The sequence below is a fragment of the Rubrivivax soli genome, assembly GCF_049810355.1.
In the GTDB taxonomy this organism is placed as follows: Bacteria; Pseudomonadota; Gammaproteobacteria; order Burkholderiales; family Burkholderiaceae_C; genus Rubrivivax.
In genome coordinates this window covers 2,535,012-2,558,813 of record NZ_CP187368.1, presented here as the reverse complement: position 1 = coordinate 2,558,813, position 23,802 = coordinate 2,535,012, and the positions used below count along the sequence as shown (strand labels likewise).

The following is a 23,802-nucleotide window of genomic DNA, read 5'->3' as shown; positions in this document are numbered from 1 at the left end:
CTCCTCATGCCGCGCGCCCCCAGGCGCGCTGCGCCGCGGTGTCGGGCGGCAGGCGGTCGAAGCCCGCGGCCAGCGGCGGCGCCTTCGCGAACACGCCGTCCTTCATCACCGCCAGCAGGCGCTTCGGGTCGCGCAGGATCGCCAGGTTGGCGAGCGGGTCGCCGTCCACCAGCAGCAGGTCGGCGAGGTAGCCGTCCTTCACGAGGCCCAGTTCGTGCGGGCGCATCATGATCTGGCCGCCGTACAGCGTGGCCGAGCGGATGGCCTCCATCGGCGTCATGCCCAGGTACCTGACGAAGAACTCCAGGTCGCGCGCGTTGTTGCAGTGCGGCGTGAAGGCGAAGCCGTAGTCGCCGCCGGGCAGCACGCGGATGCCGCGCTTGTGCATCTTGCTCAGCGATTCGAGCGCCGCGTCCCACTCGTGCTGGTAGCCCATCTCGGTGGCCTGCGCGCGCGTGATGCCCCAGGGCTCGGCCTCGTTCAGCAGCGCGTACAGGATGGCGATGCCGGGGGCCACGAAGACGGTGTCCTTCGCGGCTTCCAGCAGGTCCAGCGTCTCGGTGTCGGTGTAGCTGGCGTGGTAGATGATCTCGATGCCGTGGCGCAGCGCCTGCTTCACGCTGGCGGCCGAGCGGGCGTGCGCCACGCCGCGCTTGCCGCGCATCTTCACTTCCTGCATCGCCGCGGCGACCTCGGCGTCGGTCATCCAGGTGGTGTCGGCCGGGCTCTGCGGCGTGAAGTTGTCGCCCGAGAGGTTGAGCTTGATCGAGTCGACGCCGTACTTCAGGAAGCGCCGCACCTCGCGCCGCATGTCGTCGGCGCCGTTGACGTTGACGCCGAAGCTGAACTCGGGGAAGGGCAGGTGCGGCAGCGTCTCGTCGCCCAGGCCGCCGGGCACGGTGATCTCCTGGCTGGCGGCAAGGTACCGCGGGCCGGGGATCTGGCCGGCGTTGATGGCGTTGCGGATCACCACGTCGAGCCGCGGCTTGGCGCAGGCGGCGCCGACGCAGCTGGTCCAGCCGGCCTGCAGATAGCGCTTGGCCACCTTGGCGCACCACAGCACGTGCTCTTCCAGCGGCATGGTCTGGATGCCCGCCAGCGTGGCGGCGTCGTTCCAGCTGAAGTGCGTGTGCGCCTCGCACAGGCCCGGCATCAGCGTGGCGCCGGCGCCGTCGATCACGGTGGCGCCCGCCGGCGAGATGGCCGCGGTGCTGCGCCCGACCTGGCGGATGCGGTTGCCCGAGACCAGCACGCTGCCGGCATAGGGCAGCGCCCCGCTGCCGTCGAGGATGCGCACGTTGGTGAACAGGATGTCGGTGTTCATGCGGCCCACCGCGTCGTGTTGCCCGGCGTGGTGCCGACGCGCGCGCCGCGCAGCGGCGGTGCGCGGTGGAAGGCGCCGTCCTTCATCACCGCCAGGATGCGCGCCTTGTCCTGCAGCACCGTGATGTCGGCCAGCGGGTCGCCGTCGATCAGCAGGATGTCGGCCAGGCAGCCTTCGCGGATGTAGCCGAGCTGCTTGCCCATCTTCATCATCGGCCCGCCCCAGGCCGTGGCCGACAGCAGCGCCTCCATCGTGCTCATGCCCAGGTGTTCGACGAAGTACTGCAGGTCGCGTGCGTTGGTGCCGTGCGGGGTCCAGGCGAAGCCGTAGTCGCCGCCGGGCAGGATGCGCACACCGCGGCGGCGCAGCGCCTTCATGCTCTCGATGGCGTGTTCCAGCTCGTGCGGGTAGCCCATCTTCGTGACGACCTCGCGCGTCAGGCCGTACTCGCTGGCGTTGTTGACGGTGCGGATCAGCCAGGCCAGGCCCGGTGCCACGAAGTGGTCGAACTTGTGCGCCTCCAGCAGGTCCAGCGCTTCCTCGTCGCAGAAGCTGGCGTGGTAGACGACCTCGATGCCCAGCCGCACGCACTGCTTCACGGCCCAGGTGGACCGTGCGTGCGCCGCGACGCGCTTGCCCCAGGCCTTGGACTCCTGCACGCAGGTGCGGATCTCGTCCTCGGTGAACTGGCTCATCTCCGACGACATGCCGGTGATGGACTCGCCGCTGAGGTTGATCTTCAGCGTGTCGACGCCGTACTTGGCGAACATGCGCACGCAGCGGCGCATCTCCTCGGCGCCGCTGACCACCGCGCCGAACGCGAACTCGGGCTGCGGCAGGTGCGGCTGCGTGGTGTCGCCCAGGCCGCCGGGCACGGTGATCTCCTGGCTGGCGGCCAGGTAGCGCGGGCCGACGATGGTGCCGTCGTTGATCGCGTTGCGGATCACCACGTCCAGCCGCGGCTTGGCGGCGGCGGCGCCGACGCAGCTGGTCCAGCCCATGTCGAGGTAGCGCTCGGCGACCTGGGCGCACCACAGGATGTGTTCCTCCGGCGGCATGCGCTGGATGGCGTCGAGGCTGGGCTGGTCGTTCCAGCTGAAGTGCGTGTGCGCCTCCACCATGCCCGGCATCAGGAAGGCGCCGCCGCCGTCGATGACGGTGGCGCCGGCCACCGGCTGCGAGCGCTGGCCGTAGCCGGTCTTGACGACGCGGCTGATGCGGTTGCCCTGCACCAGCACGTCGCCGGTGAACGGGGCTTCGCCGCCGCCGTCGAAGATGCGCACGTTGGTGAAGAGGACGTCGCTCATCGCATCAGTTCCTTTGCCCGGCGAGGAATTCGCGCAGCGCCTGCTGGCAGGCGTCGGCCCGCTCCACGGGCGTCCAGTGGCCGCAGCGCGGCAGCACCTGCACACGCACGCCGCGCGCGCCGTGCAGCTTCTCGGCCATCGCACGCACGGCCTGCGGGGGCGCGACCACGTCGTCGTCGCCGGTGACCAGCAGCACCGGGCAGGCGATGCGGTCCACCGCCGCCGGCTGCGCGTCGGCCAGCGCCTCGCAGCTGCGCGCGTAGGCCTCGCCGTCCTGGCGCAGCAGGCTTTCGCGCACGAAGGCCACCGCCACCGGCTGGTGCTGCCGCGTGTCGGCCGAGACCGAGGCGTTCAGCAGCGCGGCCGTGATCTCGTGCATGCCGGCCGCGCCGCTGCGGGCCAGCGCGGCGCGCGCGCGGATCGCCGTGCGGGCGCTGTCGGGCGGCGCGATCAGCGGCCCGAACAGCGCCAGGCTGCGCACCAGCTTCGGTGCCGCCAGCGCCAAGTGCTGCGCGACGATGGTGCCCAGCGAGTGGCCGACCACGTGCGCGCGCGCCACGCCCAGCCGCGTGCACACCGACTGCACCGCGTCGACGAAGCGCGCGATCGACAGCGCGCCTTCGGCGTGCTGCGAGCGGCCGCTGCCCGGCAGGTCGATGCGCAGCACGCGGTGGCGCGCCAGCGCCGGCATCAGCGGCGTGAAGGTGTTGCTGCTGCCGCCCAGGCCGTGCAGGCACACGACCACGTCGCCGTCGCCGTCGTCGTCCACCGCGATGCGTTCGATCAGGTGCAGAGCCATCGCGTGCTCACTGGAAGCGGTTCTCGATGGCGCCGATGCCGTCGATCTCGACGCGCACCACGTCGCCGTGCCGCAGCCACTGCGGCGGGTTCATGCCCATGCCGACGCCGGCCGGCGTGCCGGTGGCGATGACGTCGCCCGGGTGCAGCGTGATGCCGCGCGAGCAGGTCTCGATCAGCGTCGGCAGGTCGAAGAGCATGTCGCGCGTGCGCCCGTCCTGGCGCAGCTCCCCGTTGACCCAGCCGCGCACGCGGGTGTCGCGGCCGTCCAGCTCGTCGGCGGTCACGATCCACGGACCCATCGGGCAGAAGGTGTCGAAGCTCTTGCCCAGGTCCCACTGGTTGTGGCGCACCTGCACGTCGCGCGCGCTGACGTCGTTGACCACCGTGTAGCCGAACACGTGGTCCATCGCACGGGAACGCGGGATGTCGCGCCCGCCGCGGCCGATGACCACGGCCAGCTCGCTCTCGTAGTCGATCTGCTCGCTGACCTGCCGCCCCGGCAGCCGCACCGTGTCGTGCGGGCCGACCACGCAGTCGGCGAACTTGGCGAACACGATGGGCCAGGCGTCCTGCGCCGGCAGGCTGCCCGAGAACACGGTGGTGGCCAGCTCGGCGGCGTGCGCGCGGTAGTTGCGGCCGACGCAGAACAGGTGGCGCAGCGGCCGCGGCAGCGGGGCACGCAGCGTGATGGCATCCACCGGCAGCCGCGTGCCGCTGGGGCGCGGCAGCGGCTCGCCGCGCGCCAGCGCCTCGATCAGCGCCAGCGCGCCGCGGCCCGCGTCGGCACACGCCAGCGGCGTGACCTCGCGGCCGCAGGGCGAGACCGTGCCCACATGGTCACGGCCACCCCAGCGCCAGCTGGCGATGCGCATCGTTGCTTGTCTCCGGTGGTGTCCGGCGGTCGGCTGCGGGAAAGTCCCCGGGCTGCCGCGAGATCGTTGCCCCCTTCTGAGACTTGCGTCTCAAATCGGGATGGGCGCATCATACGGGCGACAATTGACGGGGATCAACAGCAAACGCGGCAGCAGAAGACCGGACAAACCCGCATGGCGCGCCTGAAACACAAACTCAGCGAGCCGCCGGTGCCGCCCGAACGCGGCGTCAAGGCGGCCACCTTCAAGCTGCTGCTGGGCACCGCGATGGACCTGATCCGCCAGGACGGGCACATCCCGTCGGTGGCCGAGGTGGCGGTGCGCTCCCGGGTCTCGCGCGCCACGGCCTACCGCTACTTCCCCAGCCGCAGCGCGCTCATCACGGCCGTCATCGACAGCAGCCTGGGTCCGGTGCGCTCGCTTGCGTCCGACCTGCCCGACGGCCGTGCGCGCGTGCACGAGCTGTTCCAGCAGACCTTCCCGCGCTTCAAGGAGTTCGAGCCGCAGCTGCGCGCCGCCGCGCAGCTGTCGCTGGAGCAGTGGGCGCTCGAACGCGCCGGGCTGCTGGAGGAAGAGCCCTACAGGCGCGGCCACCGCGTGCGCATCCTCGAGCACGCCATCGCGCCGCTGGCGCCGCAGCTCACGCCGGCCGTGCGCGACCGGCTGCACCGCGCGCTGTCGGTGGTGTACGGCATCGAGCCCTACGTCATCCTGAAGGACATCTGGGGCCTGGCCGACCGCGAGGTGGAGCGCACCGCGCTGTGGATGGCCGACGCGCTGATCGACGCGGCGCTGCGCGAGGCGGCGCCGCTGGCGCCGGCTGCACCGGCTGGAGCGGCCACGCGGCCGGCCCGTCGCCGCGCTGCCGCGAAGTCCTGAACGTTCTCGCGACGGGCAATGCGTTCCGGGGCGCGCCGTGGCCCGCCGCTGCAGGACAATCGGCCGATGCGCTGCCACCCCGCGATCCGCCACGCTGCATGAGCGCCGACGCCTTTCCCGGCTTCTCGCGCCGGCGCAAGCTGCTGATCGGGCTGCTGGCCGTGACCACCGCGCTGACGGTGGTGTGGATGCTGCTGGAGCGCCCCGGCGGCGTGCACGGCCCGCGTGCGCTGCCGGCCAGTCCGCCGCCCTGCACCGCGGCACAGACGCAGGACTGCGTGGGCGGCCGCACGGCGGTGATCCTGAGCGCACCCGCCCCCGCCAGTGCGCCGGGCCGCTGACCCCCGCATGCTGACCCCGCCGCGCGCCTCGGTCCGCATCGTGCCGGTCTCCAGCATCGACGTGCGCGGCTGGGACGAGATCTGGCGCCTCACCAGCCGCTTCTACGCCGCCGACCGCGGCTACGTCGAACGGCGGCTGAAGGCCGTGCAGCACCTGGCGCTGCTGCGCGCGCGGCCGGGCCGGCAGCTGGTGGGCATGGCCGCGATCGAGGAAGACCTGCTCACGTTCGAGGGCAGGCGCACGGTCGTCACCTTCACCTCGCACACGGTGCTCGACCCGCGCTACCGCGGCCAGAACCTGCTGCAGCGCGTGGGCCTGCGGCGCACGCTGCGCACCTGGCTCGACCACCCGCTCAAGCACAAGCTCTGGGCCTTCGACAGCGGCAGCGCGCGCGGCTACCTGCTGCTGCCGCGCAACTGGCCGGTGTTCTGGCCGCGCCACGACGTGCCCACGCCGGGGTGGGAGTCGCGCTTCATGTCGGAGTACGGGCGCCGCAAGTACGGCAGCAGCTGGCAGGGCGACGGCATCGTGCAGCGCGTGCCGCAGAAGCGGCTGCTGCCGCTGGCGGCCACGCTGCACGGCGTGGTGCTGACCGACCCGCACGTGCAGTACTTCCTGCAGCGCAACCCCGGCCATGCCGAGGGCGACACGCTGTTCTGCATGGTGCCGCTGACCCTGGGCAACTGCTGGGGCCTGCTGCGCAACATGCTCGCGCGCTGGCTGCGCGGCGGGTCGCAGCGCTGACGGCCCGGCCGCGGCCGGCCTGGGCCGTGCCGGTTCAGGGCTCGATGGCGATGCCGCGCACGCCGCGGCCGTCGGCCAGCCGGCCCAGGTCGGTGGCGCGGCCGGTGGCCAGGTTCACCAGCACCAGCCGCGTGTGGCCGGCGCGCTGCACCGCGGCCAGCGCGGTGTTGTCGGTGTCGGCGATGTCGAACGACGCGTTCTCCAGCGCGCCGGTGCCCAGCGCGCCCACGGTGAACAGCTGCCCGGTGTTGGGCGACACGGCCGGCACCGCGTCTTCGTGCGTGCCCTGCGTCACCAGCGTGCCGCGCGCCAGGTCGATGGCGTAGTTGGTGGTGCGCTTGTCGTCCTTCTTGTTGTACGTGTAGCCGGCGCCGGCCACGCGCGGCGGTTGCCCCGCAGCCGCATCGCCCGCGGCGTACTGCAGCGCCGGGTCGGTGGCGGCCAGGGCGCCGGTGTCGGGGTGCAGGCGCAGGTTCAGGCCGCCGTCGCCCACCACGCGCACGCGGTCGGCCACCGGGTTGAAGTCGACGCCGTGCACGCGGCCGGGCAGGGCGATGGCGGGCGCCGAGCCCACCGGTTTCAGTGCGGCGCTGGTGGCGTCCAGCGTGTACAGGCGGCCGCCGGACGACAGGGCGTAGAGCACCCCGCGCGCGACGCGGAAGTCGATGCCCGCCAGCGTCTCGCCGGCCGGCAGGCCCTGCAGCGCCTGGCGCGACAGCACGCGCTGCGGCTGCCCGGCATTCACGCGGATCAGCTCGCCGGCGTCGGTGACGGCCAGCAGCGTCTCCTTGCGCGGCGGGCCGACGGGTTCGGACAGGCTGGCGCAGCCGGCCACGAGGGCGGCGGCGACCAGGGCCAGGGCGGAACGGGCAGAGGTGGGGCAACGCATGGGAAAGCAGCTCTTCGAGGACGGAGACTCCCTGGGTTTCGGCGTCGTGGCGCCGAACTTGACCTGACTCAAGTGTGCAGCGCGCCGCCGGGCCGTGTCCGTGGCGTACCGCACGGCTCCGGGGCGGGTCGCGCCGCCGCAGGCCTCAGAGCCAGCCCGACCTGCGGAAGCGCCGGTACATCAGCACGCAGACCCCGGTGATGACGCCCAGCGCGAGCGGGTAGCCGTAGGTCCAGTGCAGTTCGGGCATGTGCGTGAAGTTCATGCCCCAGATGCCGACGAAGGCGGTCGCGACCGCGAAGATGCCGGCCCAGGCCGCCAGGCGCTTGGTGGTCTCGCTCTCCTCGATGGCGACCATGCTCAGGTTGACCTGGATCGCGGTGCCGATGGTGTCGCGCAGGGTATCGAGCGTGCCGTTGATGCGCTGCAGGTGGTCGACGACGTCGCGGAAGTAGTCCTGCGTCGCCACGCAGACCTGCGGCACGCGGCCGCCGTGCAGCTTGCCGGCGGCGTCCAGCAGCGGCACCACCGCGTGGCGCAGCACCATCAGCCGCCGCTTCACGTCGTAGAGCTGCTGGATGTTGCTGCGTGCCGCGCCGGGCTCGAAGATCTGTTCCTCGATGCTCTCGATCTCGCTCTCCAGCGCATCGACGAAGGGGAAGTAGCGGTCCACCACCGCGTCCATCAGCGCGTAGAACACGAAGCCCGCGCCCTGGCGCAGCAGGTGCGGTTCGCGTTCGCAGCGTTCGCGCACGCCCAGGAATCCCTGGCTGCTGCGGTTGCGCACCGAGACCACGTAGTTGGGGCCGACGAAGATCGCGACCTCGCCCACCGCGAGCTGGTCGGTGGGGCCGTACTCGACCAGGTGCACCACCGTGAACACCATGTCGCCGTACTCTTCGATCTTCGGCCGCTGGTGGCCGTGGCGGGCGTCCTCCACCGCCAGTTCGTGCAGGCCGAAAGCCTGCTGCACCACGGCGAGCTCCTCGTCGCCGGCGTTGCGCAGCGCGACCCAGACGAAGGTGTCGGGCTGGCCCAGGTGCGCGCCGATCCCGTCCAGGCCGATGTCGGCCACCTTCAGGCCCTGGCGGTAGACGACGCAGTTGACGAGCATGGCAGCGGGCCGGGGGGCGTCGCCGGCGCCTCAGGCGTGCAGCAGGCCCTTGCGCTCGATGAACGCGACCACCTCGTCCAGGCCGCTGCGGGTCTTCAGGTTCGTCATCACGAAGGGCCTGGCGCCGCGCATGCGCTGCGTGTCGGCGGCCATCACGCCGAGGTCGGCGCCCACGTGGGGCGCCAGGTCGGTCTTGTTGATGACGAAGAGGTCGCTCTTCGTGATGCCGGGGCCGCCCTTGCGCGGGATCTTCTCGCCCGCGGCGACGTCGATCACGTACAGCGTCAGGTCGCTGAGCTCGGGGCTGAAGGTGGCGGCCAGGTTGTCGCCGCCGCTCTCGATGAAGACGATGTCGGCGTCGGGGAAGGCGGCCAGCATGCGGTCCACCGCCTCCAGGTTGATCGACGCGTCCTCGCGGATCGCGGTGTGCGGGCAGCCGCCGGTCTCCACGCCCATGATGCGCTCGGGCGCCAGCGCGCCGGCCACCGTGAGCAGGCGCTGGTCCTCCTTGGTGTAGATGTCGTTGGTCACGACCACCAGGTCCCAGCGCTCGCGCATCGTCTTGCACAGCATCTCGACCAGCGTCGTCTTGCCCGAGCCCACCGGCCCGCCCACGCCCACGCGCAGCGGCGGCAGTTTCTTGGTGCGTCCGGGGATGTGGTGCAGCGCGGTGTTCATGGCGGGAATGATGCCCGAAGCCGGTCGGCCCCGAGCCCCGGGCAGCGCGCCACACCTGCGCTGGCGAAGATCATCACGATCAATTTTGGGTGGGAACTGACGAAAAGTTCTCACACCGGGCGCTTCTGACCCAGGAAAATTGATTGCAACTTCATTCAATAGTGCAAAATCGCTATAAACAATGAAGTCGCAATGAATGCCATCGACGCTCAGCTGCTGCTCGTGGACGACGATCCGGCTGCCATCCATGCGATGCGCCGCATGCTGCCCGAGTACACGAACCTGCGGTTCGCGGCCTCCGGTGCCGAGGCGCTGCGGCTGGCGCGGGCACTGCCGCCCGACCTGATCGTGCTGGACGCCAGGATGCCCGGGCTCGACGGCCTGGCCGTGTGCGCGGCGCTGCGGCGCGACCCGCTGCTGTGCGAGGTGCCGGTCATCATGGCCACGGCCCAGGAGCCCAGCGCGCTGGAACTGGAGGCGATCGAGCAGGGCGTGGCCGACTTCGTGACCAAGCCCCTGGTGCCCGACACCTTCCGTGCGCGCGTGCGTGCCCAGCTGCGCCGGCGGCCACGCCTGGCAGCGCCTGCCGCGCCTGTGCCGGCCGCCCGCAGGCCCGCGTTGCTGATCGTCGACGACGACGTGGCGGCCGTGCACCTGCTGGGCACGGCGCTGCAGGACCTGGGGACGGTGCACTTCGTCACCGAGGGCGACGCCGCGCTCCAGCGCGCGCAGGACATCCAGCCCGACCTGGTGGTGCTCGACGCGCACATGCCGGGCCTGGACGGCTTCGAGGTCTGCCAGGCGCTGAAGGGCCACGCCACGCTGCACACGGTGCCCGTCGTCTTCGTGACGCGCTACGACGACGCGGCCTGCGAGACGCGCGCGCTGGACCTGGGGGCCGCGGACTTCATCAGCAAGCCGTACGCGGCCCCGGTGCTGCGGGCGCGGGTGCGCAACCTGCTGGAACTCAAGCGCCGCACCGACGCCGAGCTGCGGGCCGTGCGCGAGCGCTGGCGCAGGCTGGCCGATGCGCGACTGGCCGACGCGGTGCGCACGGCTTCCGACGCCGTCCTCAGCTGCGACGACGGGCTGCAGGTGGTCTTCGCCAACGCCGCCGCCGAGCGCTTGTTCGCGCGCCCGGCCGGCGCGCTCGTGGCGATGTCGCTGTCGGAGCTGCTGCCCGAGCCGGCCGCGCTGCTGGCGCAGGCCGGCCAGGCGCCGCTGCGCCTGCTGGTGACGCGCCCGGACGGCCAGCAGCTGCCCGCCGAGGCCACGGCCTCGACGGTGGTCGACAGCGGCGGCAGGCTGACCACGCTGGTGCTGCGCGACACGAGCGACCGCGAACGGCTGGAGGCCGCGCTGCGCGCCCGTGCCGCGGCCGAAGCCACCAGCCAGGCCAAGACGCGCATGCTCGGCGTCATCGCCCACGAGATGGGCAACCCGCTGCACGCGGTGCTCGGCTTCGCCCAGCTGCTGCGGCGGCAACTGGGCCCGTCGGTGCCCGAGGCGGCCGCCGCCAGCCTGGAGCAGGTCGGCCATGGCGCGCGGCGCCTGGAGCGGCTGCTGGAGGACCTGCGCGAGTTCGCACGCCACGAGAGCGGCGCGCTGCAGCTGACGCTGGCCGACGTCGACCTGGCGGCCTGCGTGGCCGGAGTGCTGCAGGCGCTGGAGCCGCTGGCGCAGCAGGCAGGCGTGCAGCTGGCGGCCCTGCCCGCGCCCGTGACGCCGCTGCGCGTGCGCGCCGATGGCCGCCGCCTGCACCAGTGCCTGACCAACCTGGTCTCCAACGCCATCAAGTACAACCGCCGCGGCGGCAGGGTCACGCTGGACGTCGCGCCCGACGCCGGCCGCCTGCGCATCACCGTCCAGGACGACGGGCTGGGCATGGACGCGCAGCAGCAGGACGCGCTGTTCGAGCCCTTCAACCGCCTCGGTCGCGAGCGTTCGAACATCCCCGGCACGGGCCTCGGCCTCGTCATCACGCGGCAGCTGGTGCTGGCCATGGGCGGCGACCTGCGCGTCGTGTCCGCGGCCGGCACCGGCAGCAGCTTCAGCATCAGGCTGCCTGCCGCCTGATCCTTCCCGGCGAATCCACCATGCACCACGAACCCCAACTGCTCCTCGTCGACGACGACCCCGGCATGATCCGTCTGCTCGCCCGCATGCTGGCCGGGCTGGGCCGGCTGCGGTTCGCCACCAATGCCGACGAGGCGCTGCGCCAGATGCACGCCTCCCCGCCCGACCTGGTGCTGCTGGACGGCGAACTCGGCGGCACCAGCGGCTACGAGCTGTGTGCGCTGATGAAGGCCGATCCCACGCTGTCGGAGGTGGCCGTGATCTTCGTCACCGCCCACGCCGACGCCGAGCACGAGCTGCAGGGCCTGGAGTCCGGTGCCGCCGACTTCATCGCCAAGCCCATCAGCGAGCAGCTGCTGCTGGCACGCGTGCGCACCCAGCTGCGCATGAAGGCGCTGACCGACGAGCTGCGCGTGGTGGCCGGCACCGACGCACTGACCGGCCTGCGCAACCGCCGCAGCCTGGACGTCGCGTTCCAGCGGGAGTGGCGGCGCTGCCGCCGCGACGGCGAACCCCTGAGCCTGCTGCTGCTCGACATCGACCACTTCAAGCGCTTCAACGACCACTACGGCCATCCCGCGGGCGATGCCTGCCTGCGCGACGTGGCGCAGGCCTTGTCGGCGGCTACGTTGCGGCCCGGCGACCTGGTCGCGCGCTACGGGGGCGAGGAATTCGCGATCCTGCTGCCGCAGACCGAACTGCCCGGCGCCGCGCTGGTGGCCGCGCGCGCGCAGTCCAACGTGGCCATGCTGGACATCGCGCACGCGGCATCGCCGACGGCCCGTCAGGTCACGGCCAGCATCGGCATCGGCACCTACGGCCGCGACAGCCGCTGCTGGGCGGAGGCATCGCCCCAGTCGCGCATGATGGGGCTGGAGCCGCTGGCCGAGACCGAACTGCTGCGCGCGGCCGACGCCGCGCTGTACGCCGCCAAGCGCGCCGGCCGCGCCCAGACCTGGTGGCTGGACATCGGCGACGCCGATGCGCCCGCGCTGGCGCAGCCGGCGCTGAACATGGCCCCGCCGCCGGCGGGCGTGCGATGAGGCGGCCCGCGCTGCCCGAGTGGGTCGGCCTGGGCACGCTGCTGGCCGGCCTGCTGCTGGCCGCTGCCGCTGCGGCCTGGCAGCACCGGTACAACCAGGCGCTGCTGCAGCAGCGCTTCGAGGCGGTGGCCGGCCAGGTCACGAGCGAGATCACCGAACGCATGGGCCACTACGAGGCCGGCCTGCGTGCGCTGCGCGGGGCCGTGCTGGCTGCCGGCGGCCGCGCGGTGCGGCGCGAGCAGGTGCGGGCCTACCACCGCAGCCGCGACCTCGACCGCGAGTTCCCGGGCGCGCACGGCTTCGGCGTGATCTGGCGCGTGCCGGCCGACGAGCGCAGTGCCTTCGTGGCGATGGTGCGGCGCCAGGGCATCCCCGACTTCCAGGTGCAGCAGGTGCGCCCGCACGACGGCGAGCTGCGCGTCATCACGCACATCGAGCCCCTGGAGCGCAACGGACCGGCCGTGGGCCTGGATGTCGCCTCCGAGGCCAACCGCATGCAGGCCTCGCAGACCGCGCTGCGCACCGGCTCGGCCACGCTGTCGGGGCCGATCACGCTCGTGCAGGTGGTGGGCCAGGTGCAGCGCGCGTTCCTGCTGATGCTGCCCATCTACCCCGCCGGTTCGCAGCCGCGGGACGAGGCCGGCCGCATCGCGGCGGGCCTGGGCTGGACCTACGCGCCGCTGCTCATCGAAGACGTGCTGCAGGGCCTGCACCGCGACGGCGGCGGCTACAAGCTGCAGCTGCGGGACCTCGACGACCCGCGTTCGCCGGACTTCTACACGCGGCGCGACACCGCCGGTGCCGAGACCCTGCCGGGCGCGCCGCGGCGCAGCATCGACTTCCCGGTCTACGGCCGGCGCTGGCGCGCCGAACTGCAGGCCACGCCGGCCTTCGCGGCCGGGCTGGGCCTGCAGGACCCGGTGCACACGGGCCTGGCCGTGGCCGGCGTGTCGGCGCTGCTGGCGATGCTGACGTACCTGCTGGTGCAGGGTGCCAGCCGCACGCAGCGCGAGCGCATCGAGAAGGCGCGCCGCGCCGCCATCGTCGAAGGGTCCGAAGACGCCATCATCGGCGCCACGCTGGACGGCGTGATCACCGAGTGGAACGGCGGCGCCGAGCGCCTGTTCGGCTACGGCGCGGCGTCGGCGCTCGGCTGCACGATGGCGTCGCTGCTGCTGCCGCCGGAGCGCATGCACGAGGACGACGAGCTGCGCGCGGCCATCGCCGCCGGCCGCCGCGTGCCGCCCTTCGACACCACGCGGCGCACGCACGACGGCAGCCTGATCGCCGTCTCGCTGACCGCGGCGCCCATCCTGGACGCGTCCGGCCAGTGCGTGGGCATGTCCAAGACCGTGCGCGACATGCGCCAGGCCCAGCGGGACCGGCAGGCCCTGGCCGACCTGAACGCCAGCCTGGAGCAGCAGGTCGCCGACCGCACGGCGCGGCTGGACAGCGCGCTGCGCGACAACACGGCGCTGCTGCAGACCCTGCACCGCTTCGCCATCGTCGCGGTGGCCGATGCCGACGGCACCGTGCGCGAGGTCAACGAGGGCTTCTGCCGCGTCACCGGACACGAGGTCGAGGACCTGGTGGGCCGCGACCTGTTCACGCTGGAAGCCGGCGTGCAGGGCCAGGCGCACTGGCAGGCCGTGCGCGACCGCGTGACCGCCGGCCACGCCTGGCGCGGCGAGATCTGCCACCACGCCAAGGACGGCTCGCTGTACTGGGCCGACAGCATCATCGTGCCCTTCATCGGTGCCGACGGGCAGATCGAGAAGCTGGTGTCGATCCGCGCCGACATCTCCGAGCGCCGCCGGGCCGAGCTCGAGCTGCGCCGCACGCTGGCCAAGCTGCGCTCGGTGCTGGACGCGGCGACGCAGGTGGCCATCATCGCCACCCAACCCGACGGCACGGTCAGCATCTTCAACCGCGGCGCGGAGAACCTGCTCGGGCATGACGCGGACGAGGTCATCGGCCGCGCCAACCTGCTGCAGTTCCACGACCCCGCCGAGCTGCAGGCGCGGGCGGCCGCGCTGTGCGCCGACGGCGACCGCAGGATCGACGGCCTGGCGACCCTGGTGGACACGCGCGTGCTGGGCGACTCGGCCGAGTGGTCGTACGTCCGGCGCGACGGCCGCCGCCTGCCGGTGTCGCTGGTCGTCACGGAAGTGCGCGACGACGACGGCGAGCTGCTCGGCTACCTGGGCGTGGCGCACGACATCAGCGCGCGCCAGCAGTACGAGCTGACGCTGCGCGAGGCGATGGAGCGCGCCAACCAGGCCAACCGCGCCAAGAGCCAGTTCCTGGCCAACATGAGCCACGAGATCCGCACGCCGATGAACGCCGTCATCGGCCTGACCTACCTGCTCGAACGCAGCCCGCTCGACGACGAGCAGGCCGGCTTCGTGGCCAAGATCAAGCTCGCGAGCAAGTCCCTGCTGTCGAACATCAACGACGTGCTCGACCTGTCGAAGATCGAGGCCGCAGAGATGCAGATCGAACGCGCGCCGTTCGCGCCGGCGGCGCTGCTGCACGAGGTGGCCGAGCTGATGGCGGTGCAGGCCGACGCCAAGGGCATCGACTTCGGCGTCGACATCGACGAGCGGCTGCCGCCGGCGCTGGAAGGCGATCCGACACGGCTGCGCCAGGTGCTGACCAACCTGCTCAGCAACGCCATCAAGTTCACCGAGCGTGGCAGCGTGCGGCTGCAGGTGCAGGTGGTGGACGCGACGCCCGGCGCCGTGCGGCTGCGCTGCAGCGTGCGCGACAGCGGCATCGGCATCGCCGCCGATGCGCTGGAGCGCCTGTTCCAGCCCTTCGTGCAGGCCGACACCTCCACCACGCGCCGCTACGGCGGCACCGGCCTGGGACTGTCCATCGTCAAGCAGCTCAGCGAGCTGATGGGCGGCGAGGTCGGCGTCAGCAGCACGCCGGGCAAGGGCAGCGTGTTCCGCGTCGAGCTGCCGTTCCCGCTGTGCAGCGACACCGTGCTGCCGGTGGTGGATGCGCTGCCCGCCGACGGCGGGCCCGGACTGACCGGCGTGCGTGTGCTGGTGGTGGACGACAGCGACATCAACCTCGAGGTGGCGCGCCGCATCCTGCGGCTGGAAGGTGCGGCCGTGACCCTGGCGCGCAACGGCCAGCAGGCCGTGGACCGCCTGCTGGCGACACCCGACGCGGTGGACGTGGTGCTGATGGACGTGCAGATGCCGGTGCTCGACGGCCACGACGCGACGCGGCGCATCCGCAGCGGCCTCGGCCTGAAGCGGCTGCCGGTGATCGCGCTGACCGCCGGCGTCACCGTCGGCGAGCAGGCACGTGCCGCCGCCGCCGGCATGAACGACGTCGTCGGCAAGCCGTTCGACCCGCAGGCGCTGGTGGCGTGCATCCGCCGCCATGTCGCGCTTGGCGCCACGCTGCCCGCCGCACGGGGCACGCCGGCTGCGCCTGCCGTGCCCTGGCCGCAGATCGCGGGCATCGATGCCGCCGACGCCGGCCGCCGCATGGGGCAGGACGCTGCGCTGTTCCTCGGGCTGCTGCGCCGCATGCTGGCCGACTTCGCGGACCTGGGGACCCTGCCGCAGCCCGATGGCGACGACGCCGCCGTGGCGCAGGCCGCGCAGGCGCTGGCGGCGCGGCTGCACCGCCTGAAGGGCACGGCCGGCACCCTGGGCGCCAAGGCCCTGGAAGCGCAGGCGGCCGCGGCCGAGGCCGCCTGCCTGCGCATCGAGCGCGGCGAGCGCGCATCGGCGGCGGCGCTGGCCGCGCTGGTGCAGCCGCTGGTGCAGCAGCTGGCCGCGCTGCAGCAGGCGGCGCAGCCCGTCCTGGAGCAGCGCGAGGACGAGCCCGAGCCGCAGGCCGGGTCGGCCGAGCCGGTGCTGGACGTGCAGGCACTGCGGGCGCTGCTGGCGCAGCTGCAGGCCAGCGACCTCGGCGCGCTGCAGTGTTTCGCCGAACTCGGTCCGGCGCTGCGGCGGCGGCTCGGGCGCAGTGCCCATGCCGCTTTGCGCACGCAGATGGACGACCTGGACTTCGGCGCGGTCGCCCGCGTGCTGGCCCCGCTGGCCGCCACCCCGGCGTGAACGCCCGCGGCGCCGCGCTTCAGGACCGGAACAGCCGCGAGTACTGCGTCTCGTGCTGCGCCGACAGCACGGCCAGCATCGGTGCGAAGGCCTGCTGCGTGCCGTCGGCGCAGGCCGCGACCTGCCGCACCGCGCCGGGCACCGCGCCCGCCAGGCGCGCCAGCATGCGCTGCGCCGCGCCCTGGCCCAGCGGCACGGCCTTCATCGCCGCCTGCACCATGTTCTCGGCCCAGCCGAAGGCATAGGCCACCAGCGCGGGTTCCTCGTCCGCGCCGGCCAGCACGGTGGCCAGCGCGAAGGCCACCGGCCAGGTGGGCGCGGGCGGCAGCGCGGCGAGCTGCGCGATGCGCGGGTCGCCGGCCTGCTCGCCGTTCTTCAGCCACTCGGCCAGCGAGCGCCCCATCTGCTCGGCCTGCAGCCGCATCTCGGCGGTCTCGCGGCTGGTCTGCACCCAGGTGTTCAGCACCGCCACGGCGGCCTGGTCGCGCCGGCGCCAGGCGCGCGCGGCCTGCGCCACCACCGGGCCGTCGGCGCGCGCCAGCGTCAGCTGCAGCTGCTGCAGCAGCCAGTCGCCGGCCGAGGTCTCGTCGTGCACGTGGCCGGCCTCGACCGCGGCCTCCAGCCCTTCGGAATAGCTGAAGCCGCCCACCGGCAGCGCCGGCGAGGCCAGCCACATCAGGCGCAGCAGCGTCGGTGCGTCCATCGCGGCCGGGTCAGTGGTTGGGACCGTGGTCGTGTCCGTGCCCGTGCCCGTGCCCGTGGTCGTGGTCGTGTCCGCAGCCCGGCCCGTGCACGTGCGGTGCCGCGGCGGCCACGACGGGAATCGCCGGGCGCGGTGACGGCGCCGCGACGCTGCCGTGGGCGTGCGCGTGGGCGTGGCCGTGATCGTGCCCCGCCGCATAGGCGCCGCCCTCGGGCTCGAAGCCGGCCTGCGTCTCGTGCACGATCAGGTGCATGCGGCGCAGCATCTCGGCCAGCACCGGGTCGGGCTCGATCTGCAGGTGGTCGGGGCGCAGCTCGATGGCCACGTGGCGGTTGCCCAGGTGGTAGGCGGCGCGGGTCAGGTCGAAGGGGGCGCCGTGCGTCGGGCAGGTGGTGATGCGCAGCACCGGCTGCGGCGCTGCGTCCACGCGCACCAGCGTGCCGTCCTCGGCCACCAGCACGTCGCCGCCGCGCACCACCTGGCCGCGCTGCAGGAACACGCCCAGGTGGCGGCCGGCGCTGTCGGTGGTGTCGAAGCGGCTCTTCTGCCGGGTGTCCCAGTCCAGCGCGACGCTGCTGGCGCGCTTGAGCAGTGCGGGCGCCAGGCCACGGCCCTGGGCGATGAGTTTGTTCACGGTCAGCATCGGTGGCGCACTCCAGTCGGATGCTGGCAAGTCTAGGGCCTGCCACCGCCGCGGCAGCCACTACGATCACCGCATGGACCCGGCGCAAGAAGCCTTCACCCTGGGCGACTGGCTGGTCGACGCGCCCGGCAACCGCCTGCTGCGCGGCGGCGAAGTGCGGCCCCTGCGCCACAAGGCGATGGCGCTGCTGGTGCTGCTGGCACGGCACCCCGGCGAGACGGTGACGCGCGAGCACATCGTGCAGGCGGTGTGGGACGGCAACCGGTTCGTCGCGCCCAAGGCCATCAACACCGCGGTCTGGACGATCCGCCAGGCGCTGGGCGACGACCCCGAGCAGCCGCGCTACCTGCAGACGATCGCGAAGAAGGGCTACCGGCTGATCGCGCCGGTGCGGGCGATCGCGACCGCCGCCGCCGCAGGCGGCGAGCCAGCGTCGCCGCCCGGCGCGCCGGCGGTCGCCGCCGGCGCCGTGCCGCCACCGGCGCGGACGGCACCGGCCCGGCGGGCCGCCGCCGCCGCGGTCGCAGCGGCGGCCGTGGTGCTGGCCGCCGGCTGGGCCTGGTGGCGCGGCGGCAGTGCGCCGGTCGCCCCGACACAGCCGCCGCCGCGCCTGGTGACGCCGCTGACCCACAACCCCGGCCACGAGTACCTGGGCCGCCTCTCGCCCGACGGCCGCTGGCTCGCGCTGGCCTGGTGGCAGGGGCAGGGCACGGGGGCGCTGTACCTGCGCCCGGCGGCCGACCTGGACGCGGCGCCGCAGCCTGTCAGCGGCGGCGCGGGCGAGGTCAACGCGCTGGCCTGGTCGCCCGACGGCCGCGCACTCGCCTTCACCGCCACCGCCGCCGACGGCCGCTGCACGCTGTGGCTGCAGCCGGTGGCCGGCGGGGTGCGCGCCGGCCCGCCGCGGGCGCTGGCCGCGTGCGCGCCGATGTTCACGCCCAGCCTGGACTGGTCGGGCGACGGCCGCTGGCTGGCCTTCAGCGGCGAGGCCGACGGCGCCGGCGGGCTGTTCCTCGTCGCCCCCGACGGCAGCGGCCTGCGCCGGCTGACGACCGCGCCGCCCGCGGCCCTGGCCGACCACCAGCCGGCCTGGTCGCCCGACAGCCGGCGCCTGGCCTTCGTGCGCCAGGACCCGGCCGACGGCAGCCGCGACCTGCACGAGACCGGGCTCGACGGCGACGTGCGCCGGCTCAGCAGCCTGCGCCTGCAGTGGCTGCACGGCCTGGGCTTCCTGCCGGACGGGCAGGACCTGGTGCTGTCGACGACACAGCAGGACACGCGCGTGCTGCTGCGCTGGCAGCGCAGCAGCGGCCAGCTGCAGCCGCTGGGGCTGGAAGGCAGCGCGCCGGCCGTGGCTGGCGACGGCAGCCTGGTCTACGCGCTGCTGCGCACGCACGTCAGCATCGCGCGGCTGGCGGCACCGGGGGCGGCGCCGCAGCGGCTGATCCAATCGGTCGCCAGCGACCGCATGCCCGACCACCACGCCAGTTCGGGCACGGTCTTCGTGTCGCGGCGTTCCGGCCACCCCGAGCTGTGGCTGGCGCCGGCCGACGGCGCTGCGCCGCGTGCGCTGACCCAGCTGCAGGGCACGCTGGCGGCGCCGGCCTGGTCGCCGCGCGGCGACACGGTGGCCTTCCTCGGCAGTTGCGGGCCGGGCAGGCGCATCGGGCTGTGCCTGCTGCCGCACCCGGGCGGCGCGCCGCGGCCGCTGGCTGCCGACGCCGCGCGCTACGGCCGCCCGACCTGGCACCCGAGCGGCGACGCCGTCTGGGTGCCCAGCGACCGTGGCGGCCGCTGGCAGCTGTGGCGCTTCGCCGTGGACGGCAGCGGCGCCGCCGCGGCGCTGGACACCGCGTCGCCGCCCGGGCGCGCGCTGCAGTGGGCACCCGACGGCAGCGGCTTCGTCTACCAGCCGCGCCTGCACGACGGCCTGCGCTGGCGCGCCGCGGCCAGTGGCGCCGAACGCGCGCTGGCCAGCCTGCCCGCCGGCGAACGGCTGCTCGACTGGCGCTGGGGCACTGACGGCCTGCTGCTGCTGTCGCGCGGTGACGCCGAGCGCTTCCACCGGCTCGACCCCGCCACCGGCCGGCTGCAGCTGCTGGGCACGCACGCGCTGGGCACGTTCCCCGAGCAGGCCAGCTTTGCGCTGGGGGACGGCGGCAGCCTGCTGGTGGAGCAGGCCGATGTCGCGGTCGCCGACCTGATGCAGGCGCGCTGAAACCCCGGCGCTGCCGCGCCCAAGTCCTTGTCGGGCGGGAAGCAATTTCTTTTGGATCGGTCTTGGATCGGCCGCGGCTTGCGCCTGCGGTGTGGCCCGGGGCCTACTGCGGCACATGTCCAGACCTCGCTCCGATCCGCGCCGCCGGCTGCCGGCACTGCTGCTCGTCTTGTTCGGCCTGCTGTCCACCGGCTGCGGCGGCAGCAGCGACACGGCCGGTGGCGACAGCGCCGAGACCGTGGCGGCCGCGGACGTCACGGTGCTGATGATGGGCAACAGCCACACCACGGTGGCGAACCTGCCGGCCCAGCTGGGCGCGCTGCTGCGTGCCGGCCTGCCCGGCAAGACGGTCGCCGTGGCCGTGGCGCCGGGGTGGATGTTCCTGGACGAGCGCGTCGACCACCGCGCGTCGCTGGACCTGCTGCGCAGCCGCGCCTGGAGCGCCGTGGTGCTGCAGGCGCAGAAGTACAGCACCTCCGGGGCCTTCAGCTACTCGACGCTGGGTGCGGAACTGCTGGTGCAGGCTGCGCGCGGGCAGCAGGCGGTGCCGGTGCTGTTTCCCGAGTGGCCGCGCCGCGGCGTGGCCGAAACGGCGCGCATCTACGACCTGCACGTGACGATCGCCACCGCGCAGCCCGCCTGCGTGGCGCCGGTGGGCCAGGCCTGGGACCTGGCGCTGCAGCGCGACCCCACGCTGCGCCTGCACAGCAGCGACGGCAACCATGCCGACGTGCCCGGGGCGTTCCTGGCGGCGCTGGTGCTCTACGCCGGCATCACCGGCCGCTCGCCGCGCGCACTGCCCGACATCGACAACGGCGTGGCGCCGGCCACCCAGGCGCAGCTGCGCGCCGCCGCCGCCGACACGCTGGACGCGGTGCCGGCGCGGCGGCACTGCCCGGCCGACGCGCCGCTGGCGTCGGTGCCACCGACCCGATCTGCCCACCACCACGAAGGACCCTGACGATGCCCCAGTCACCCTTGCACGGCGGTCTGCGCGCCGCGGCCTGCCTGGCCTGGCTGGCCGCGCTGGCCTCGCTCGCTCCGCACACCGCGGCGGCCGCCGCCGGTGCCTGCGGCGCCGCCGCCTGCACGGCGGAGCAGCTGTCGCGCTGCCGCCAGGCCAACGAGATGATGCAGGAGCAACTGCGCCAGCTGCCGGCCTCCGGCCCGGCCGACCGCGAGCGCAAGGCGGCGTTGCAGGCGCGCGTGCAGGCGATGCTGGCAGAGCACCGCAGGAAGGGCGTCGACGCCTGCACCACCTGGGGCGAGATGGGCCGCATCGCTGCCAACCAGTAGCCCGCCGCCGGCCCACCCCCCTTGGCCCACGGCGGCGGCGTCACCGAGCCGTCGCGATAATGGCCGCATGACTGTCTTCTACTGGGTGATGGGCGTTCTCATCGTGGGCACCCTGCTGCCCTCGGTGCTGTACCTGCTGCTGTACGCGGTGACGGGTGAAGCCGCCTGCGCCACGCGCGCCCGCGTGCTGTGGAACATCTCGCGCGTGTTCGCGCTGCTGGGCTTCAACCTGCTGATCTGGGGCCACGTCGCCGTGGGCCTGTGGGACATCTGGCGGATGTAGCGGCCGGCGCCGCCGCCGCGGCTCAGCCCACGCGCTGGAAGCGCGGCTGCGCCACGCCGTCCACCACGACCGTCTCGAAGAACATCGCGTGCGGCCGCACCCACAGGCCCATCGCGCCGTACAGCGCGCGGTACAGCACCAGCGGCTGCAGCGTCTCGCTGTGCCGCACCACGCCCAGCACCTCGTACGCGCCGCCCTTGTAGTGGCGGTAGCGCCCCGTGGGCGTGTCGGGCAGCGGCGGCAGGTCGTGGTCGTCCACGCCGGTCAGAACAGGAAGTAGCGCTGCGCCATCGGCAGCACCGTGGCCGGCTCGCAGGTGAGCAGCTGGCCGTCGGCGCGCACCTGGTAGGTCTGGGCGTCGATCTCCATCGTCGGCAGCCAGCCGTTGTGCACCATGTCCGGCTTCTTCACGCTGCGGCAGCCGTGCACCGAGGCCAGGCGCTTCTTCAGGCCGAGTTCGTCGCCGATCTCGCCGCGCAGCGCCGCGCCGCTGACGAAGGTGAGCGACGTCTTGTGCAACGCGCCGCCGAAGGCGCCGAACATCGGCCGCGTGTGCACCGGCTGCGGCGTCGGGATGCTGGCGTTGGGGTCGCCCATCATCGCCGCGGCGATGAAGCCGCCCTTGAGCACCAGGCTCGGCTTGACGCCGAAGAAGGCCGGGCGCCACAGCACCAGGTCGGCCCACTTGCCGATCTCCACCGAGCCGACCTCGTGGCTGATGCCGTTGGCGATCGCCGGGTTGATCGTGTACTTGGCGATGTAGCGCTTCACGCGCGTGTTGTCGTTGCGCGCCGAGTCTCCAGGCAGCGCGCCGCGCTGCTGCTTCATCTTGTGCGCCGTCTGCCAGGTGCGCAGGATGACCTCGCCGACGCGGCCCATGGCCTGGCTGTCCGACGACATCATGCTGATCGCGCCCAGGTCGTGCAGCACGTCCTCGGCGGCGATGGTCTCGCGGCGGATGCGGCTCTCGGCGAAGGCCAGGTCCTCGGCGATGGACGCATCGAGGTGGTGGCACACCATCAGCATGTCCAGGTGCTCGTCCACCGTGTTGGCGGTGTAGGGCATCGTGGGGTTGGTGCTGCTGGGCAGGAAGTTGGCCTCGCCCACCACGCGCAGGATGTCGGGCGCGTGGCCGCCGCCCGCGCCCTCGGTGTGGAAGGCGCACAGCGTGCGCCCGCGCGTGGCGGCGATGGTGTCCTCGACGAAGCCGCTCTCGTTGAGCGTGTCGGAGTGGATCGACACCTGCGTGTCGGTGACCTCGGCGATGTCCAGGCAGTTGGTGATGGCCGCGGGCGTGGTGCCCCAGTCCTCGTGCAGCTTCAGGCCGATGGCGCCGGCGGCGATCTGCTGGCTCAGTGCCTCGGGCTTCGAGGCGTTGCCCTTGCCCAGGAAACCCAGGTTCATCGGGAACGCGTCGGCCGCCTGCAGCATGCGGTGCAGGTTCTCGGGCCCCGGCGTGCAGGTGGTGGCGAAGGTGCCGGTGGCCGGGCCGGTGCCGCCGCCGAGCATGGTGGTGATGCCGGAGTAGAGGGCCTCGTCGATCTGCTGCGGGCAGATGAAGTGGATGTGGCTGTCGATGCCGCCGGCGGTGACGATCATGCCCTCGCCGGCGATGATCTCGGTGCCCGGGCCGATGACGATGTCGACGCCGTCCATCACGTCGGGGTTGCCGGCCTTGCCGATGGCGGCGATGCGGCTGCCCTTGATGCCGATGTCGGCCTTCACGATGCCCCAGTGGTCGACGATCAGCGCGTTGGTGATCACGCAGTCGGCCGCCTCAAAGTGACCGGGGCCGTTGACGGCCTGCCCCTGGCCCATGCCGTCGCGGATGGTCTTGCCGCCGCCGAACTTCACCTCGTCGCCGTAGCCGCCGGCACGCAGCGTGTGGTCGGCCTCGACCTCGATCAGCAGGTCGGTGTCGGCCAGCCGCACGCGGTCGCCGACGGTGGGGCCGAAGATCTCGGCGTAGGCGCGTTTGCCGATGCGGCTCATCACAGGGGTCCTTGCACTTGGCCGCGGAAGCCGTGGACGTGGCGCGCGCCGGCGTAGGGCACCAGCGTCACGGTGCGCTGCTGGCCGGGCTCGAAGCGCACCGCGGTGCCGCTGGCGATGTGCAGCCGCATGCCGCGCGCGGCGGCGCGGTCGAAGCGCAGCGCCGGGTTGGTCTCGGCGAAGTGGTAGTGGCTGCCGACCTGGATCGGCCGGTCGCCCGTGTTCTCGACCACCAGGGTCAGCGTCGGGCGGCCGGGGTTCAGCGCCAGTTCGCCGTCGTCGACCAGGAGTTCACCGGGCACCATGGGCTGCGCTCCTCACTTGCGACGGGTCCACCAGGCCAGGCCGGCGGCCAGCACCACCACCAGCAGCAGGCCGGCGGTGTCGGTGGCGTGCCAGTGGCTGCTGCCGGGCAGACCGTGGCCTTCGTGGGCGGCAGCGGGTGTCGTGGCCAGGGCGGCCCAGGCCAGCGCCGCGGCGCTCAGGACGGACTTCATGCGGGCACTCCTTCGGGGC

23 protein-coding genes are annotated in these 23,802 nt (G+C 73.3%); 10 read left to right on the top strand and 13 right to left on the bottom strand.

Features of this window, described 5'->3' with window-relative positions; translation table 11 throughout:
* Nucleotides 1–4: 4 nt before the first annotated feature.
* From ACPOLB_RS11510 to ACPOLB_RS11495, 4 genes are read right to left on the bottom strand one after another with little or no spacing between them, the layout of a single operon-like run.
* Nucleotides 5–1,324, bottom strand: a complete 1,320-nt coding sequence (locus ACPOLB_RS11510; protein ID WP_425261503.1) for an amidohydrolase family protein — start codon at nt 1,322–1,324, stop codon at nt 5–7.
* A complete protein-coding gene (locus ACPOLB_RS11505) occupies nt 1,321–2,631 on the bottom strand; it encodes an amidohydrolase family protein (RefSeq protein ID WP_425261502.1) in 1,311 nt (436 codons plus the stop codon). Before ACPOLB_RS11505 ends, ACPOLB_RS11510 begins: the two co-directional genes overlap by 4 nt.
* A gap of 4 nt (nt 2,632–2,635) precedes the next feature.
* Nucleotides 2,636–3,430, bottom strand: a complete 795-nt coding sequence (locus ACPOLB_RS11500; RefSeq protein ID WP_425261501.1) for an alpha/beta fold hydrolase — start codon at nt 3,428–3,430, stop codon at nt 2,636–2,638.
* Between the two features lie 7 nt (nt 3,431–3,437).
* Nucleotides 3,438–4,304 (bottom strand): fumarylacetoacetate hydrolase family protein, encoded by an 867-nt coding sequence (locus ACPOLB_RS11495; protein WP_425261500.1) that lies wholly within the window; start codon nt 4,302–4,304, stop codon nt 3,438–3,440.
* 174 nt (nt 4,305–4,478) lie between these two features.
* On the opposite strand from ACPOLB_RS11495, the gene ACPOLB_RS11490 reads away from it, so the two are divergent.
* The 3 genes from ACPOLB_RS11490 (at nt 4,479) to ACPOLB_RS11480 (ending at nt 6,269) form a co-directional block, all read left to right on the top strand.
* A complete protein-coding gene (locus tag ACPOLB_RS11490; protein WP_425261499.1) occupies nt 4,479–5,183 on the top strand; it encodes a TetR/AcrR family transcriptional regulator in 705 nt (234 codons plus the stop codon).
* A gap of 98 nt (nt 5,184–5,281) precedes the next feature.
* Nucleotides 5,282–5,524 carry a hypothetical protein gene (locus ACPOLB_RS11485; RefSeq protein ID WP_425261498.1) on the top strand — a complete coding sequence of 81 codons (243 nt, stop codon included), beginning with the start codon at nt 5,282–5,284 and terminating at the stop codon, nt 5,522–5,524.
* A gap of 7 nt (nt 5,525–5,531) precedes the next feature.
* On the top strand, nt 5,532–6,269 hold the full coding sequence (locus tag ACPOLB_RS11480) for a hypothetical protein (RefSeq protein ID WP_425261497.1): 738 nt from the start codon (nt 5,532–5,534) through the stop codon (nt 6,267–6,269).
* Between the two features lie 34 nt (nt 6,270–6,303).
* Here the strand turns inward: ACPOLB_RS11480 and ACPOLB_RS11475 are convergent, their stop codons facing one another.
* From ACPOLB_RS11475 to ureG, 3 genes are all read right to left on the bottom strand, one after another.
* Complete coding sequence (locus tag ACPOLB_RS11475) at nt 6,304–7,158, bottom strand: DUF4394 domain-containing protein (RefSeq protein WP_425261496.1); 855 nt, start codon at nt 7,156–7,158, stop codon at nt 6,304–6,306.
* Nucleotides 7,159–7,303: 145 nt separating this feature from the next.
* Nucleotides 7,304–8,272: a magnesium/cobalt transporter CorA gene (corA, locus tag ACPOLB_RS11470; protein ID WP_425261495.1), complete on the bottom strand. Its 969-nt coding sequence runs from the start codon at nt 8,270–8,272 to the stop codon at nt 7,304–7,306.
* Nucleotides 8,273–8,302: 30 nt separating this feature from the next.
* On the bottom strand, nt 8,303–8,950 hold the full coding sequence (gene ureG, locus ACPOLB_RS11465; RefSeq protein ID WP_425261494.1) for an urease accessory protein UreG: 648 nt from the start codon (nt 8,948–8,950) through the stop codon (nt 8,303–8,305).
* A gap of 192 nt (nt 8,951–9,142) precedes the next feature.
* Here ureG and ACPOLB_RS11460 point away from each other — a divergent pair, with 192 nt between their 5' ends.
* Genes ACPOLB_RS11460 through ACPOLB_RS11450 form a run of 3 tightly spaced genes read left to right on the top strand, consistent with a single transcriptional unit; the run spans nt 9,143 to nt 16,151 of the window.
* Complete coding sequence (locus ACPOLB_RS11460; RefSeq protein ID WP_425261493.1) at nt 9,143–11,026, top strand: response regulator; 1,884 nt, start codon at nt 9,143–9,145, stop codon at nt 11,024–11,026.
* Between the two features lie 20 nt (nt 11,027–11,046).
* Entirely contained in the window at nt 11,047–12,069 is a 1,023-nt protein-coding gene (locus ACPOLB_RS11455; protein WP_425261492.1) for a diguanylate cyclase domain-containing protein, read from the top strand.
* Nucleotides 12,066–16,151 carry a PAS domain S-box protein gene (locus ACPOLB_RS11450; RefSeq protein ID WP_425261491.1) on the top strand — a complete coding sequence of 1,362 codons (4,086 nt, stop codon included), beginning with the start codon at nt 12,066–12,068 and terminating at the stop codon, nt 16,149–16,151. Before ACPOLB_RS11455 ends, ACPOLB_RS11450 begins: the two co-directional genes overlap by 4 nt.
* 19 nt (nt 16,152–16,170) lie before the next feature.
* On the opposite strand, the gene ACPOLB_RS11445 is transcribed toward ACPOLB_RS11450, so the two are convergent.
* The gene (locus ACPOLB_RS11445) at nt 16,171–16,854 is read right to left on the bottom strand and encodes an urease accessory protein UreF (protein WP_425261490.1); all 684 of its coding nucleotides are present in this window, start codon (nt 16,852–16,854) and stop codon (nt 16,171–16,173) included.
* A gap of 10 nt (nt 16,855–16,864) precedes the next feature.
* Nucleotides 16,865–17,497, bottom strand: a complete 633-nt coding sequence (gene ureE, locus ACPOLB_RS11440; protein ID WP_425261489.1) for an urease accessory protein UreE — start codon at nt 17,495–17,497, stop codon at nt 16,865–16,867.
* A 73-nt stretch (nt 17,498–17,570) separates the two neighbouring features.
* Between ureE and ACPOLB_RS11435 the strand changes: the two genes are divergently transcribed.
* The 4 genes from ACPOLB_RS11435 (at nt 17,571) to ACPOLB_RS11420 (ending at nt 21,294) form a co-directional block, all read left to right on the top strand.
* Nucleotides 17,571–19,715, top strand: coding sequence for a winged helix-turn-helix domain-containing protein (locus ACPOLB_RS11435; RefSeq protein ID WP_425261488.1), 2,145 nt, complete (start codon nt 17,571–17,573; stop codon nt 19,713–19,715).
* A gap of 115 nt (nt 19,716–19,830) precedes the next feature.
* Nucleotides 19,831–20,676 carry a hypothetical protein gene (locus ACPOLB_RS11430; protein ID WP_425261487.1) on the top strand — a complete coding sequence of 282 codons (846 nt, stop codon included), beginning with the start codon at nt 19,831–19,833 and terminating at the stop codon, nt 20,674–20,676.
* 2 nt (nt 20,677–20,678) lie between these two features.
* Complete coding sequence (locus tag ACPOLB_RS11425) at nt 20,679–21,011, top strand: hypothetical protein (RefSeq protein ID WP_425261486.1); 333 nt, start codon at nt 20,679–20,681, stop codon at nt 21,009–21,011.
* 67 nt (nt 21,012–21,078) lie between these two features.
* The gene (locus ACPOLB_RS11420; RefSeq protein WP_425261485.1) at nt 21,079–21,294 is read left to right on the top strand and encodes a hypothetical protein; all 216 of its coding nucleotides are present in this window, start codon (nt 21,079–21,081) and stop codon (nt 21,292–21,294) included.
* 22 nt (nt 21,295–21,316) lie between these two features.
* On the opposite strand, the gene ACPOLB_RS11415 is transcribed toward ACPOLB_RS11420, so the two are convergent.
* From ACPOLB_RS11415 to ACPOLB_RS11400, 4 genes are read right to left on the bottom strand one after another with little or no spacing between them, the layout of a single operon-like run.
* A complete protein-coding gene (locus ACPOLB_RS11415) occupies nt 21,317–21,553 on the bottom strand; it encodes a DUF1653 domain-containing protein (protein WP_425261484.1) in 237 nt (78 codons plus the stop codon).
* 5 nt (nt 21,554–21,558) lie between these two features.
* Complete coding sequence (gene ureC, locus ACPOLB_RS11410; protein ID WP_425261483.1) at nt 21,559–23,286, bottom strand: urease subunit alpha; 1,728 nt, start codon at nt 23,284–23,286, stop codon at nt 21,559–21,561.
* Nucleotides 23,286–23,591 carry an urease subunit beta gene (locus tag ACPOLB_RS11405; protein ID WP_425261482.1) on the bottom strand — a complete coding sequence of 102 codons (306 nt, stop codon included), beginning with the start codon at nt 23,589–23,591 and terminating at the stop codon, nt 23,286–23,288. Before ACPOLB_RS11405 ends, ureC begins: the two co-directional genes overlap by 1 nt.
* Before the next feature lie 12 nt (nt 23,592–23,603).
* Nucleotides 23,604–23,783 carry a hypothetical protein gene (locus ACPOLB_RS11400; protein WP_425261481.1) on the bottom strand — a complete coding sequence of 60 codons (180 nt, stop codon included), beginning with the start codon at nt 23,781–23,783 and terminating at the stop codon, nt 23,604–23,606.
* Nucleotides 23,784–23,802: the final 19 nt, after the last annotated feature.

Excerpts from the sequence above, each read along its gene's own strand:
- corA (WP_425261495.1), bottom strand. The coding sequence starts at position 8,272 with ATGCTCGTCAACTGCGTCGTCTACCGCCAGGGCCTGAAGGTGGCCGAC.
- ureG (WP_425261494.1), bottom strand. The coding sequence starts at position 8,950 with ATGAACACCGCGCTGCACCACATCCCCGGACGCACCAAGAAACTGCCG.
- ACPOLB_RS11485 (WP_425261498.1), top strand. The coding sequence starts at position 5,282 with ATGAGCGCCGACGCCTTTCCCGGCTTCTCGCGCCGGCGCAAGCTGCTG.
- ACPOLB_RS11500 (WP_425261501.1), bottom strand. The coding sequence starts at position 3,430 with ATGGCTCTGCACCTGATCGAACGCATCGCGGTGGACGACGACGGCGAC.
- ACPOLB_RS11435 (WP_425261488.1), top strand. The coding sequence starts at position 17,571 with ATGGACCCGGCGCAAGAAGCCTTCACCCTGGGCGACTGGCTGGTCGAC.
- ACPOLB_RS11420 (WP_425261485.1), top strand. The coding sequence starts at position 21,079 with ATGACTGTCTTCTACTGGGTGATGGGCGTTCTCATCGTGGGCACCCTG.
- ACPOLB_RS11450 (WP_425261491.1), top strand. The coding sequence starts at position 12,066 with ATGAGGCGGCCCGCGCTGCCCGAGTGGGTCGGCCTGGGCACGCTGCTG.
- ACPOLB_RS11480 (WP_425261497.1), top strand. The coding sequence starts at position 5,532 with ATGCTGACCCCGCCGCGCGCCTCGGTCCGCATCGTGCCGGTCTCCAGC.
- ACPOLB_RS11490 (WP_425261499.1), top strand. The coding sequence starts at position 4,479 with ATGGCGCGCCTGAAACACAAACTCAGCGAGCCGCCGGTGCCGCCCGAA.
- ACPOLB_RS11445 (WP_425261490.1), bottom strand. The coding sequence starts at position 16,854 with ATGGACGCACCGACGCTGCTGCGCCTGATGTGGCTGGCCTCGCCGGCG.
- ACPOLB_RS11505 (WP_425261502.1), bottom strand. The coding sequence starts at position 2,631 with ATGAGCGACGTCCTCTTCACCAACGTGCGCATCTTCGACGGCGGCGGC.
- ACPOLB_RS11460 (WP_425261493.1), top strand. The coding sequence starts at position 9,143 with ATGAATGCCATCGACGCTCAGCTGCTGCTCGTGGACGACGATCCGGCT.
- ACPOLB_RS11400 (WP_425261481.1), bottom strand. The coding sequence starts at position 23,783 with ATGAAGTCCGTCCTGAGCGCCGCGGCGCTGGCCTGGGCCGCCCTGGCC.
- ureE (WP_425261489.1), bottom strand. The coding sequence starts at position 17,497 with ATGCTGACCGTGAACAAACTCATCGCCCAGGGCCGTGGCCTGGCGCCC.
- ACPOLB_RS11495 (WP_425261500.1), bottom strand. The coding sequence starts at position 4,304 with ATGCGCATCGCCAGCTGGCGCTGGGGTGGCCGTGACCATGTGGGCACG.
- ACPOLB_RS11425 (WP_425261486.1), top strand. The coding sequence starts at position 20,679 with ATGCCCCAGTCACCCTTGCACGGCGGTCTGCGCGCCGCGGCCTGCCTG.
- ACPOLB_RS11510 (WP_425261503.1), bottom strand. The coding sequence starts at position 1,324 with ATGAACACCGACATCCTGTTCACCAACGTGCGCATCCTCGACGGCAGC.
- ureC (WP_425261483.1), bottom strand. The coding sequence starts at position 23,286 with ATGAGCCGCATCGGCAAACGCGCCTACGCCGAGATCTTCGGCCCCACC.
- ACPOLB_RS11430 (WP_425261487.1), top strand. The coding sequence starts at position 19,831 with ATGTCCAGACCTCGCTCCGATCCGCGCCGCCGGCTGCCGGCACTGCTG.
- ACPOLB_RS11405 (WP_425261482.1), bottom strand. The coding sequence starts at position 23,591 with ATGGTGCCCGGTGAACTCCTGGTCGACGACGGCGAACTGGCGCTGAAC.
- ACPOLB_RS11475 (WP_425261496.1), bottom strand. The coding sequence starts at position 7,158 with ATGCGTTGCCCCACCTCTGCCCGTTCCGCCCTGGCCCTGGTCGCCGCC.
- ACPOLB_RS11455 (WP_425261492.1), top strand. The coding sequence starts at position 11,047 with ATGCACCACGAACCCCAACTGCTCCTCGTCGACGACGACCCCGGCATG.